A 12,770-nucleotide genomic window follows, 5' to 3' on the forward strand; every position below is an offset into this window, starting at 1 on the left:
CTATAATTATTTTTGTCAAATGAATAAAACTTTCCAAAGAGGTTTCTTTTATTTGACTGGAACTCTAGATACTCCTAAGATACAATTTGATAATCCTAATTAAAAGTAGGTGAAGTATTTGCAATATAGTGTTGGAGTCGAATATGCTTTACATTGTCTAGTTTATTTAATTGATGTTCCTTCCAAGGAAAGTGTTGGGATAAAGGATTTGGCAGAGTTCCAAGGACTTTCTGAGACATTTCTATCAAAGGTTTTTGGTAAATTGTCTAAGGCTGGCATTGTAAGTTCTGTCCCTGGTGTAAAGGGAGGATATAGGTTATCTAAGTCCCCAGAAGATATTTCCTTTTGGGATGTAGTTGAAGCAGTTGAAGGTCCTAAGTCTATTTTTCAATGTAAAAATATTAAAGAAAATGGTTATTTGTATAGAGAAGGCTGCTGTTCAGCTCCATCTTTTTGTACCATCAATTTAGTTATGCTTTCTGCGGAAGAAAAAATGCGTGATGATTTACGTAGTAAAACTCTTTCATGGTTAAATGAAGAACTTAATCGTGTCTTGCCCAAACAAATACGTGATGATACCCGGAAATTTTTTTCGAAAAGTAGCATATAAAAAAACTCTCTAAATTCCTTAAATAAGGTATTTAGAGAGTTTCTTTAATCCAAAGGAAACATTCCTTCGATTTTCAATGCACAGTCCTAACCTGCGCGTTCGCTTATTACCTCTTAACGCGAAAAGAAATGTACGTAGACTTGGACAAAAACTACTTTGACAAGCAGAGAAATCATTCTATTGTTCTACATTCACTTCGATGACAAGAAAGTTTAGCGTTTCTTGGTTCATCTTCTTACTCGGATATAGAAGTAGATATCTTGGCCATCCTTCTCCGGCTCTATGACCAATTCATACGTTCATCCATGCTTTTTGATGAAAGCATCTATATTATTGAACTCATGAAAATGAGATTCAAGCTTTTCTCGTGGCCAGTCCCACCAGGCGATTTCTAATAATTTTTCGGCCACTTCTTCTGAGAATCTTCTCTTTATTGGTTTGGCAGGTGTCCCCACCACGATCGTATACGGTTCAACGTTTTTTGTTACGACTGCTCCAGAGCCCACAACAGCACCAGTACCAATCTCCACACCCTTCATAATAATGGCACCATGACCAATCCAAACATCATGTCCGATTTTGACACGATGCGTTCGGCGCCAATCAAATAGCACTTCGTCATCCGTTTCAGCAAAATCATAAGCTACTCTACGATATGTCATATGATGTTGTGTCACTCGGTCCATTGGGTGCTGAACTGGATTAATACAAACATGAGAAGCAATCGAACTAAATTTCCCGATTTCAGCATAGTTGACCGTCACATCATCCATTGTGTACGTGTAGTCACCGAATGAAGATTCGATGATTTTATTATTCGGCCCGATTGAGGTCCACGCTCCTGCATAACTATCAACGATATGACTCGTCTCATCTAGGCTAGGTGCAGCAGACAACCTTTTTTCATTATGAGGCTGAAAGATTAGTGGCATTCTACACACTCAACCTTTCTCTTCTTAACTTAAGTGCCTCGAGTGCTTCGATTCCTGGATTTTTGCTCCCTAAAAGGACTGGTTTCTCTCCATATGCACCGTGAAAATCGGACCCGCCTGTCATGACGAGGTCATATTCATTGGCTAGCTCTTTTGCCATTTCCTCATCCTTTGTGTCATGCAAAGGATGCCATACTTCAATTCCCTGTAATCCTGCTTCGACCAATTCTGGAACCATTTCAAAATTGCGATATTGTCCAGGATGTGCGAGAACTGGAACGCCTCCAGCCTTGCGAATAATTTTAACAGCCGTAAAAGCATCGATATATTTCATCGGAATAAAAGCAATCCCAGGCTGCTCTCCGTTTTGACCGCGATTGAATAGTTTCTTATATAACTCTCCATAAATAGAATCGGTATAACCCGCTTCTATTAGTGCCTGCATAATATGTTGTTTGTACACACCCGTTCCCCCAAGAGCGATTTCAAGACATCGTTCCCATGTAATGTTGTAGCCTGCTGCCCTCAAGCGTTCCACCATTGCCATCGAAGCCTGATGCCTTTTTTCCACTAATGGCTGACAAACAAGCTCAATAGCTTTACTTCCAGGTTCGATAAAATAACCAAGTATATGCACGCGTCTACCTCGTTCATAATCGAAGCCAGAAACCTCAATTCCTGGAATGATTTCGATGCCGACTCGCTTGCCACATTCTATAGCCTCCTCGAGCCCCTTTGTTGTGTCATGGTTTGTCACAGCTAAGTGGGTTACTTCCTGTTCAAGCGCTAGAGATAAGACCTCTTCAATGGACAGCGGACAATCGGAAATATTCGTATGACAATGCAGTTCTACTTTCATACATGGTACCTCCCTCTATTTATTAATTTAAGAATAACTTGGCACCAAGTTTAAAAGGTTAATAGGACGTTAAGATCTTTTTAAGGGATTGTTAAGACGGTAATGACTATTATTTTTCGCTTGAAGCTAGTAAAATGGCGCTCCTTAGGATGAAAGTAATATTTAGCTTTTAGGTAAATAGATTTGGAAACTATTAACAAAAATTAGAATTAACTTAATATTTAATTAATAATAGTGTTTTACACTGGGGTAGTACCAAAAATTACTCTATGAGGTGATTCTTTTGAAATTTAAAAAGTTAACATTAGCAATGATGACAGCTTTACTTTTCACTGGCTTTATGACTGCTTGTTCAGACCAAAACGAGGAACAGCCGGAGGATCCAGCAACTGAAACACCTGCAGAAGATGAAGGAACAACAGAAGAAACAAACGAGTAAGCAACATAACATTAAGAAGCCTTCACGTTTTTTTGTGAAGGCTTCTACTATTTTTACCTATGATGCGATTCCATCCAGTTCTTAACCAAACGCTTTGGAGCTGCTCGGAGGTACGCTTCTTGCAAAAGGTCACTTAATTCATCCCAGACCTCTTCCGTAGGGTTTTCAATCGACACCCAACCATGATGACCAATATACGGATTTTTGAAAAAGTACTCTTTTTGTAGCAATAATTCCTGTGTTTCCCGGTCCGACTTGAACGAAATGCGGAATCCTTTTTCCATTTCACCTGAGATGACGAAGGATTTCCCATTGACTTTAAACGTATTATGGCCAAACCCATCGATATGTTCCATTGCTTCAGGCAGTTCAAGACAGACGTTACGCAGTTTTTCTAAAGTGGCTTCGGAATTCATATTTTTAATCACCTATACTTTTGGGCTCATTATACCATTCATTATGCCCGCTCAGGTATCGCCAGTAACCCTCGCTTCACGTCGCTTTGAACAAAGTTTAACTTTTTATCAAGCTTGATAATTGCAATAAAGGGTTCATCGATTTTCCATTGATAGCGAAGGTCAAACCAATGAACCTCGTATCCGTCCTCTTTGTTAATAATGCTCGCATGCATGTATGCTGAGTGCGTCTGCAAGTATTTGATAAAAGAATGCTTTCTTGAAGCTTGGATAATTTCATTTTTATCACTAGCCTTCATTAACACCTTGGACCATACAACCCCGTTTTTATCATATTTTCCTAGTTTAAAATGTTGATTGCAGCTCGCGATGACACCCCAGCAATCGGAACGAAAAGTTGGAAGAAGTGTGTAAGTAACTCCTTTTTCACCATCTCGAATTAATCGCCTCAGCACGTTCTGATGAACTCGATATCTCCACGCAACATACATCAAAATCCCGATATAGACAAAAGAGAATATCATGCCTGAATGATAACCACCAAACCAGAATCCAATTCCAATTAGGTGAGCTGCCATAATGAACGGGTCGAGTATCGGCAAAAGATTCAACGCAACCCACCTGTTCGTAAAAGGCCGAAACGCTTGTGTTCCATAAATATTGCAAATATCAAACAACACATGAAGGCTCACTGCGATAAGCGTCCATAAGAAAAAGGTTGGAAAGTAGGAGCCACCGTTTCCAATGGTTGCTATACTAGCAATTAAGAACGCTAGGATGACTTGAAAATAGAGAGAATGACTAATCCCGCGATGCTTTTTTAGATACGTATCATTGCCTTTATATTTATAGAGAAAGTCCACATCTGGAGCATTGGAGCCAACAATCGTGCAAAATAACATCGATGAAAGAAGTTCAGGGTGAGTTCCAATCGTAGGATCGATAAAGGATATACCAGCTAATCCTACTCCTGTGATGACATGAGTTGACGTATCCAAATGGCTATTCCTCCCTCAAACTTTTAGCTTATTTTGCTGTTCTCTCCAATAATAAGCATCCATTACATCTGTTACAATTTCACCCGCTGCTAGAGGAACATAAAATTTTGCCACCGCAGCTTTCATTTCCTTTAGCCTTTCGTCGTCCATAACAAGGTTTTGCGTTTCAACCACAAGCTGTTCCCACTTCTCACAAAAGATGGCCGCGCCATGGCTTTGAAAAAACAAAGCGTTTTCCCTCTCTTGACCTGGCGTCGCACCTAGTAAAACAATCGGCACGTTTTTCACAACCGCCTCCGATAAAATAATTCCTCCTGGTTTCGTTATCACACAGGTTGCTAACTCAAACAATTCTGCCATTTGAGTTACATATCCAAAAACTCGAAACTGTTTATCCTCTTGATATTTCGTCTCTAACTGATTGAAAAGCTGCTGATTTTTCCCGCAGACGACCAATATTTGCAGTCCCTTTACTTGCCTTAACTCCTCGCAAATATATTTAATTTCCTTTGAAACGCCATACGCACCTGCAACAATTAAGACAGTTTTTAGATTGCCGTCGAGTTGATATTTGTCCAGTAATGCTTGCCGACTGTAGGAATAATCAAATTGTTTTTCAACAGGGATTCCGGTAACAGCAATTTTGTTCGTATCAATGTCATGGTTGATTAATAGATTCTTGAGATGCTGGGTGGCCACATAATATTTCGCAATGGAAGGCTGAATCCACGCGTGATGGAGGCAATAATCTGTAACGATCGTATACGTAGGCAGTCTGTTATTTGTTTTTGTTAAAAAATATTCGACTGCATGAGAAGGGTAGGTGTTAATAATTGCATCTGGTTGTTCTTCTTCTATTATTTTCCGAAGTGTCGCATAACCGTAAGGGAACATCAATAAGTTTTGACGTTTTGTAATCTCTTGACTGCTATAGTAGAAAAGGCGATAAAGATGCTTCCCACCCTTTGTAAAACTTTTTAAATATAATTTTCTCGTCCATTCATTTATACGTGGACTAGCTTCTAGATACATATTTCTCACACTTACATCGGCATTAGCGTTCAAGAATCGTTCTTGAAGTGCTCGTGCCACTTGAAGGTGTCCATTACCATAATTGGCTGTTAAGATTAATATTTTTGGTTTTCTCATCTACACAGCTCCCTTGTTATTAGTGGGGATTCATTTAAATGGGGGTGAAAGGAGTACATCTATTTATCATTAATGTAGCAAAGAATTGTGGAGGTAATTTTAAGAATATGTAAAATTATTCAGAATTAGGGTTCTCTAGAGACTTAAAAAAAAGAGACTTTCCTCCATCTTCGAGAAAGCCAATTTTCATGCGGACACTATCTTCATGATTTCTGTGATTAGCGTCTTCATGACTCCTTCATGTGGACACTATCTTCCGGTCTTCTCTAAATAGTGTCTTTATGATTTCCACAAAACAATGAAAAATCCTCTATCAGAAAACCTAAGAACAAAAGCAATCACTGAAAAATGTTCCTTGTTTTTCAATCGAGGGGCTCGGCGCTGGAGCTATACGTAGATTCACTTTATAACAAGTTATCCAAAACAGCGAAATATGTAATTTCCTAAAACAACAAAAAGGCAGCTTCCAAAAATTGGGTTAGCTACCTTTTTGTCCTTCGTTAATGCTTTGGAAAAAACGTTGAAAATAGGTTCTTTAACGTCCAACTATGTCCATGATTCTCTACTTCATTTAGATGATCATATGCCCTTTCACAAAGCAATTGTTGACTGTCTATTTCCTCTTCATCATCTATTCTTTCTACATAATGATACTTCCCGTTTGAATCTTGTACACGCGCCTTACAATTATCTTTTAACATCAGGTTCAAAATATCATGTACCCGTAGCTTTAGATGTTCTTTTAAAATTGGAAATAGAATCTCAACTCGATATTCCATATTACGCGTCATCAAATCTGCCGAAGATAGGAAAACTTTATCTTCTCCGTTATGATGAAAACAATAAATTCTTGTGTGTTCTAAGAATTTTCCTACGATACTTCGCACCATGATATTCTCACTCACATCTTTAATACCGGGACGCAAACAACAAACTCCCCTAATAATTAAATCGATTTTTACTCCAGCAATGGATGCCTCATATAGTTTTTTAATAATCTTCTTATCGGTCAAGGAGTTCATTTTTAAAATAATTTGGCCGTTGCCATACTGCTGATGAAAGGCAATTTCCTCATCAATTAACTGAATAAATGCATCCCTAATACCAAATGGAGCAACAGCTATATGGTGGTACGTTGGCTTGTCCATATAACCACTGAGGTAATTAAAAAAGTTCGTTGCATCAATCCCGATTTCGCTATCGACTGTAAGCAATCCCATATCGGTATAAATTTTAGCGGTTGCATCATTATAATTTCCTGTCCCTAAATGAACATATCGATGAATTTTCCCATTTTCCCGTCTAACTATGAGGGTAATCTTACTATGCGTTTTTAAATGTGTCATTCCATAAATGACATGACAGCCCGCCATCTCTAGCTCTTTTGCCCACTGAACATTGTTTTCTTCATCAAATCGCGCTTTTAGCTCTACCAGAACGGTTACTTGCTTTCCATTCTCTGCCGCTCGTTTAAGACTATTAATAATAGGAGAATCTCCACTAACCCGATAAAGAGTTTGCTTAATCGCTAAAACATCTTTGTCGTCCGCTGCTTTTGAAATAAAATCAACGACTGGTTCAAAAGAGTCATACGGATGATGAAGCAAAACATCTTTTTGTTGAATGATTTGAAAAATGTCACCTTCTCCTTCCAAATCGGTTGAAGGCTGCGGGATAAAGGAAGTTGCTCCTAAATGCTCATGAGTCGATTGAATAGTATTAATAAATGAAAATAAAAAAGTTAAGTCTAGCGGAGCCTGAAAAGAAAACACATCTTTTTTGTGAATTTCTAATTCTTCTATTAAATAATCGATCACTTGCTGATCGCTACGCTGTTGTTGTACCTCTAGTCGGACGGCTGCCCCCCACTTACGTTTCTTTAACTCTTCTTCAATTTCCTGCAACAAGTCCTCAGCTTCATCTTCATGAATATTCAAGTCAGCATTACGCGTTATTCGAAAAGGGGTAACTGACTTTACCTGATAACCTAGCAATAGTTTCTCAATAAATTTCGAAATCACTTCTTCAAGTAGAACGAATACCCTTTGATCACCTTTTTGGGGCAGTTCAACAAATCGTTGAATAACAGAAGGTACCTGAACGATTACTAAATTCCCTTCAAAAGGAAAATGTCGCTTTTTTTCTTTTTGTTTTTCCTCAATGACAACAGCGAGATTTAATGACTTATTTAATAACATTGGAAAAGGACGGTAAGCGTCAACTGCCATGGGGGTTAGAACCGGAAAAATTTGTTCATCAAAAAACTTCTCCAAAAAAGACATTCCTTGAGAAGAAACCTCTTCTATGGACAAAATTTCCACATGTTCTTTTGCTAAAATTGGAGATAACTGATTTAAATAAGCATCGTCTTGTTCTTTTACTAGTACATGCGTCATTTCGGAAATCGCAGATAATTGTTCTTTCGGAGTTAATCCTGCTTTATTTTCTGGCTTATTATAACCTGCTTTCACCTGATCGAGTAATCCAGCCACACGAACCATGAAAAACTCGTCCAGGTTTGAACTAAAAATAGACAAAAATTTAAATCGTTCTAATAAAGCATTCCGTTCATCTAATGCCTCTTCTAATACTCTATAATTAAATTCTAGCCAACTTAGCTCTCTATTGTTGTATAGACTAGGATTATCTAAATTTACTGCTACAGAGTTTTCACCTGCTGTCTGCACTAATTCACATCTCCTTTTATGTATCTAACAACAATACACTACACTATCATTGTAAAATAATTGTAAAAATAATGTAATTTTTTCATGTATTATACGATATGGATACTCTTCTGTTTTTAAAATCGTTATAATAGTTAGATATCTAATTCGCAAAGGAAGTGTTCTTTACATTGAAAGATAAGGTTGTGGCATTAATTGATATGGGCTCCAACTCTATACGATTAGCGATTTATCAAATCGATAACGTAGGTAATTATAAAGAAATCAAAAAGGAAAAAGTGGCCGCTCGCCTTATTAATCATATAGATGAACAAGGAAAATTATCTAAAGAAGGAATCCAACTAATTCTCAAGACGCTAAAAGAATTCAAAGAGGTGATAAATTCCTTTGAGATTTTCAAGGTAATTGGGTTTGCGACAGCTGTCATTAGACAAGCGTCCAATCAAAAAGAGATTTTATCTGAAATAAAGAGGCAAACGGATTACTCTTTCATCGTATTGAGTGAATACGAAGAAGCTTATTACGGATATCTTGGTGTCATCGACTCCATCGATATAGTGGATGGAGTCACGATCGATATTGGTGGTGGAAGTACAGAAATTACGTTATTCCAAAATCGAAAACTAGTTGAATATCATAGCTTTCCTTTTGGTGCAGTCTCTTTAAATACAAAATTCACCTTGGGAGAACAAGCGACGCATGCCCAATTAGCGGAACTCCGCACTTTCATCCTTTCCCAATTTCAAAGCCTTCCTTGGCTAGGCAACGTAAAATATCCCATTATCGGCATTGGCGGGACCGCTCGGAATCTAGGGAAGATTTATCAAAAACAAAATAATACAAACCAAATCCATTTACAATTTGATGATGTAAACAACATCTTATTAAATCTTTCTTCGTTACCAGTAAATGAACGGGCAAAAATCAAAGGATTATCGAAAAAGCGAAAAGACATTATTATCCCCGGAATCACGACAATCTTAACTCTTATGGAAGTAGTTCAAACTCGATATTTTATGTTCAGCGAAAAATCGATTCGAGATGGAATTCTTAAAGAAAAAATTATAGAAGCAGAAAGCCCAAAACAAAATTCTATTGACTGCAATACCAAGCTTGGATAAAAAAGCCGATTCTTGATTAGCCTGGTAAAAACACCCTATCCTCTGTCCTAGATTTCTATTGATTCTTGGACAGAGGCGGGCGTTGGTTTTTCATACTTATCAGCCCTGATCAACACTTCGAGACAACTACTACACTTTTACATTTCCAAGCATTTGCTTATCAAATCCCTTGACGATTAACCAGATCGCCAAGCTCATTTCAAAGACGCCCACCGGTAGGGCGATGAGTCCTTTTACAGCAGAAAAAGGCTCTACAATCCCAAACATTTCAAGCAAACCAGCTATGAATACGAATACGGCTGTAACCATACCAAATAACGCTAACGGTTTGGGTACGAGTCTCGTTTTAAAAAGTAAGTAACTATACAAACATGTATTTAACCCTAACATAAGATTCGGGCCCAACATAGCCGTCCAGCGATGAAATGCTTGCAATAATACACCAATGGAAAGAAGATGTTCTTCACTCGCTAAGCGACCCGCATCATACTCCGCACTTAGATGTACTAAACCAAGTATACTGACTAAACCTACGGCTATAAAAACAGCTTCCATAAACCGAAAACAAAGATATCCTAACGCCATATGTTCATTCCAGCGCCGAAGATAAGGAAATAGCATCACGGCTGTCCCAATAGCTGAAACAACAAGCAAAATGTCATTTAACACTCCCATCAATACCTTTGTTTTGAATCCATTTGCCACAGCCATATACCATTCGTCCTCTAGTACTGGCTGATAAAAGACAACAGCTACAATAGAAGTGGCTGCAGCCGCGATATAAAAAAGACCGATTAAAATTCCATTCATTCTGTCTTGAGTCATTACTTTCCCTCCTCAACATAATTACTTTCCTAGATTCATATGGTAAACTGTTTATGAAAAATTTTGAAAAATGCATGGAGAAAGGTGATACTTTGGAACATTATGAAGTAATCGAAAATGCTTTGCATTATATTGAGGACAATTTACAAAACCCCATGTCTCTCGACTCAGTTTCGAGTACCTTCAACATGTCAAAATACTATTTTCATAGACTTTTTTCTGCCATGATGGGGTGCTCTTTAAACAATTACATTTTATCCAGAAGATTAAATGCATCAGTTAATTTGATACAAAACGACACCTTGTCTTTAACAGACATTGCCTATCATTTCAACTTTGGAACTCAAGCCTCATTCACCCGTGCTTTTAAGCGCAAATATAGTATTACTCCAAGCTCTGTAAGAGGCAACGATACCTTAACTCCACTTCCAATACCATCAGTCGTGAAAAGACCGATTAAAAACATCAATGGGGATATTGTCACCGATTTTACCCTTACGGAATTTGAATCTATTAGGATTACTGGAATTGTCTTTGAAGTTGATTTAGCAACTGAAGATTACAAAAAGAAGATTCACTCTCATATAAAAATGGTATTAGAGCATATTGATACAACGGTAAATGGTCCATGTTATGTGGTCTATTCGAACTGCCATCACAATTCAACCCGATTCAATGTACTGGCTGGGATTCCACGTGATATCCAAATAGATAAACCATTATATTTTACCATTGATGTACCACAAATCTTTTGTGCCAAGTTCAGATATTCGGGTGATCTCCTTGAAATAGGCGAGGTCCTTAAGAGCGACTTTGCAAGATTTTTAAAGATTTCCAAACAAGAATCCGAGAATACGGATATCGAACTAATTCAAGTTTTTGAGAACCTACACCACCTTGAATCAACCTACCACATCTATGCACCTATCAAAAAACTCCCGATTGATTCAGAAATGTAAATGCCGTTCTTTCTTGATTTTCTTTTTATACTTATAAAATAACAACATCGGGTTTCTTTGACTTTCCAAATCTTGCTGTATTTTAAAATCCTGATAAACAAAAATGACTGACTTCAAAAGGGTAGCATCAACACCCTTTTAAAATCAGTCTATTCTTTACATTTATAAAGTTATTAACTTTAGGAAGTGAACACTGGCTGAGGACGTACTCCTTTATAGGCAAGTTCGAGTAATTGCCGAATGGACTGTTCATGAACGGGACCAGGATTATAGTAAGGATTTTCAGTAGCAATTTTCGCAGCCTCATCAAGGTCAGTCTCCTTCATCCCAATCTCTTCTAATGAAGTTGGAACACCAAGGGAGGATGCTAAATCAAATAAGGCACCTGCCGGATCGCTTTCGTCGCACCCAATCGCCCTCGCGATTACCTTAATCGCCTCTGGTACATAATTTGCATTATAGAAAAGAGCAAAAGGCAAGATGACAGTATGTGTTTCCGCATGGGGCAGATTATAGCTCCCACCTAATGCATGACATAACTTGTGATGAAGTGCCATTCCTACAGAACCTAATACTGTACCTCCTAACCAGCAGCCATAAAGGGCATTGGAACGGGCATTGGAGTCGCTTGGATCAGCTAAAATTTTGGGCAAGCTCGAACTAAGTGCGCGGATTCCCTCTTCCGCCATAATCGTAGTGATCGGATTTGCATTTTCTGCATATAACCCCTCCACACAATGAGCAATAGCGTTCATGCCACTTGTTACTGTCAACCGCGAAGGAAGTGTATATGTAAGCTCTGGGTCATAAATAACGGTTTTAGGTTTTACCACTAAATTTTTGCCTGTCTTTTTTAACCCATTCTCTGTCATTCCCCAAATAGGTGTCATTTCTGAACCAGCATAGGTTGTCGGGATAGCCAATATCGGCAATGCTGTTTGTAGAGCAATCGCCTTTGCAAGCCCTATGGATGAACCTCCACCAATAGGGACAAGACTATCCACATTTAAATCCTTTACTAGTTTAAGTGATTCCTCAACTGTATCCAAAGGGACATGCTGAATTGCTTTCGTATAGACGCCAGCACATAAATCCCCTAGTAGATTTTTAACCTCCGAAGCTAGCCCTTCCTGTTCTTGTGTAGAAATCGCGAAAGCCCTTTTTCCACCAAGATTCTCCAACTCATTTTTAATTTCTTTAATCTTTCCTATCCCAAATATGACTCTGCTCGCCTGAACGTCATAAATAAAACTCTCCACCTCAATTCCCTCCTTCTTCCCACAAATGACTATATTTCTATTTTTGAAAAAGCAATGAATCTAGCGCATATTGTCCTGGGCCGATTAAAGCAATACCAATAGCAACAGCCAGTAAGGTTAAGTTATATTCATAACCATTTGCTTGTGCCCATACTCCATTTCCACCGTGCACCTTCGCAATGGAAACAACCATGGTAGCAGCAATCATGATACCTGCGATTGGAGTTAAGAGACCTACCGCAAACAACACCCCTCCAAGTACTTCTACTAATCCTGCAAGCAGGGCCATAGTATAACCAGGTTTAATTCCGACTGATTCAAACCAACCGCCTGTCCCTTCTAATCCGTTCCCACCAAACCAGCCGAATAATTTTTGCGCTCCATGCCCAATGAATAAAATGCCAATTACTAACCGAATTAATAATAGCCCGATATCTACCACTTACAGTTCATTCCTTTCATCTCGTTCAAGGCACAAGAACCCGGAACGTTTTTTGATCGTACTCACGCACGGAT

The 12,770-nt window shown here is 38.3% G+C and carries 13 protein-coding genes; 4 read left to right on the top strand and 9 right to left on the bottom strand.

The window, feature by feature from the left end; translation table 11 throughout:
- Positions 1-118 precede the first annotated feature (118 nt).
- The gene (locus FA727_RS15685) at positions 119-610 is read left to right on the top strand and encodes an Rrf2 family transcriptional regulator (RefSeq protein WP_136832393.1); all 492 of its coding nucleotides are present in this window, start codon (positions 119-121) and stop codon (positions 608-610) included.
- A 299-nt stretch (positions 611-909) separates the two neighbouring features.
- Here the strand turns inward: FA727_RS15685 and FA727_RS15690 are convergent, their stop codons facing one another.
- Positions 910-1,542 carry a DapH/DapD/GlmU-related protein gene (locus FA727_RS15690; RefSeq protein ID WP_136832394.1) on the bottom strand — a complete coding sequence of 211 codons (633 nt, stop codon included), beginning with the start codon at positions 1,540-1,542 and terminating at the stop codon, positions 910-912.
- 1 nt (position 1,543) lies between these two features.
- Positions 1,544-2,401, bottom strand: coding sequence for a PHP domain-containing protein (locus tag FA727_RS15695; protein ID WP_136832396.1), 858 nt, complete (start codon positions 2,399-2,401; stop codon positions 1,544-1,546).
- Positions 2,402-2,684: 283 nt separating this feature from the next.
- On the opposite strand from FA727_RS15695, the gene FA727_RS24085 reads away from it, so the two are divergent.
- Positions 2,685-2,840: a hypothetical protein gene (locus FA727_RS24085; RefSeq protein ID WP_158318887.1), complete on the top strand. Its 156-nt coding sequence runs from the start codon at positions 2,685-2,687 to the stop codon at positions 2,838-2,840.
- Positions 2,841-2,893: 53 nt separating this feature from the next.
- Here FA727_RS24085 and FA727_RS15700 read toward each other — a convergent pair whose 3' ends face one another.
- The 4 genes from FA727_RS15700 to FA727_RS15715 form a co-directional block, all read right to left on the bottom strand.
- Positions 2,894-3,256 (bottom strand): MmcQ/YjbR family DNA-binding protein, encoded by a 363-nt coding sequence (locus tag FA727_RS15700; protein ID WP_136832398.1) that lies wholly within the window; start codon positions 3,254-3,256, stop codon positions 2,894-2,896.
- 41 nt (positions 3,257-3,297) lie between these two features.
- Entirely contained in the window at positions 3,298-4,254 is a 957-nt protein-coding gene (locus tag FA727_RS15705) for a metal-dependent hydrolase (RefSeq protein ID WP_136832400.1), read from the bottom strand.
- A gap of 15 nt (positions 4,255-4,269) precedes the next feature.
- A complete protein-coding gene (locus tag FA727_RS15710; RefSeq protein ID WP_136832402.1) occupies positions 4,270-5,403 on the bottom strand; it encodes an MGDG synthase family glycosyltransferase in 1,134 nt (377 codons plus the stop codon).
- Positions 5,404-5,903: 500 nt separating this feature from the next.
- Positions 5,904-8,090, bottom strand: coding sequence for an RNA degradosome polyphosphate kinase (locus FA727_RS15715; protein WP_136832404.1), 2,187 nt, complete (start codon positions 8,088-8,090; stop codon positions 5,904-5,906).
- A gap of 170 nt (positions 8,091-8,260) precedes the next feature.
- Here FA727_RS15715 and FA727_RS15720 point away from each other — a divergent pair, with 170 nt between their 5' ends.
- The gene (locus FA727_RS15720) at positions 8,261-9,211 is read left to right on the top strand and encodes a Ppx/GppA family phosphatase (RefSeq protein WP_246041917.1); all 951 of its coding nucleotides are present in this window, start codon (positions 8,261-8,263) and stop codon (positions 9,209-9,211) included.
- Positions 9,212-9,340: 129 nt separating this feature from the next.
- Here the strand turns inward: FA727_RS15720 and FA727_RS15725 are convergent, their stop codons facing one another.
- Positions 9,341-10,036 (bottom strand): DUF4386 domain-containing protein, encoded by a 696-nt coding sequence (locus FA727_RS15725; RefSeq protein ID WP_136832406.1) that lies wholly within the window; start codon positions 10,034-10,036, stop codon positions 9,341-9,343.
- Positions 10,037-10,110: 74 nt separating this feature from the next.
- On the opposite strand from FA727_RS15725, the gene FA727_RS15730 reads away from it, so the two are divergent.
- Entirely contained in the window at positions 10,111-10,995 is an 885-nt protein-coding gene (locus FA727_RS15730; protein ID WP_246041919.1) for a helix-turn-helix transcriptional regulator, read from the top strand.
- 179 nt (positions 10,996-11,174) lie between these two features.
- On the opposite strand, the gene FA727_RS15735 is transcribed toward FA727_RS15730, so the two are convergent.
- Both FA727_RS15735 and FA727_RS15740 read right to left on the bottom strand, forming a co-directional pair.
- Positions 11,175-12,254: a maleylacetate reductase gene (locus tag FA727_RS15735; RefSeq protein ID WP_136832408.1), complete on the bottom strand. Its 1,080-nt coding sequence runs from the start codon at positions 12,252-12,254 to the stop codon at positions 11,175-11,177.
- Positions 12,255-12,291: 37 nt separating this feature from the next.
- On the bottom strand, positions 12,292-12,696 hold the full coding sequence (locus tag FA727_RS15740; protein WP_136832410.1) for a DoxX family protein: 405 nt from the start codon (positions 12,694-12,696) through the stop codon (positions 12,292-12,294).
- Positions 12,697-12,770: the final 74 nt, after the last annotated feature.

Origin of the sequence: Robertmurraya kyonggiensis (genome assembly GCF_005116465.1) — a bacterium.
Taxonomy (GTDB): Bacteria; Bacillota; Bacilli; order Bacillales; family Cytobacillaceae; genus Robertmurraya; species Robertmurraya kyonggiensis.

Coding starts and splice junctions, on each gene's coding strand:
- FA727_RS15690 (WP_136832394.1), bottom strand. CDS start 1,542: ATGCCACTAATCTTTCAGCCTCATAATGAAAAAAGGTTGTCTGCTGCA.
- FA727_RS15695 (WP_136832396.1), bottom strand. CDS start 2,401: ATGAAAGTAGAACTGCATTGTCATACGAATATTTCCGATTGTCCGCTG.
- FA727_RS15700 (WP_136832398.1), bottom strand. CDS start 3,256: ATGAATTCCGAAGCCACTTTAGAAAAACTGCGTAACGTCTGTCTTGAA.
- FA727_RS15710 (WP_136832402.1), bottom strand. CDS start 5,403: ATGAGAAAACCAAAAATATTAATCTTAACAGCCAATTATGGTAATGGA.
- FA727_RS15725 (WP_136832406.1), bottom strand. CDS start 10,036: ATGACTCAAGACAGAATGAATGGAATTTTAATCGGTCTTTTTTATATC.
- FA727_RS15730 (WP_246041919.1), top strand. CDS start 10,111: ATGGAGAAAGGTGATACTTTGGAACATTATGAAGTAATCGAAAATGCT.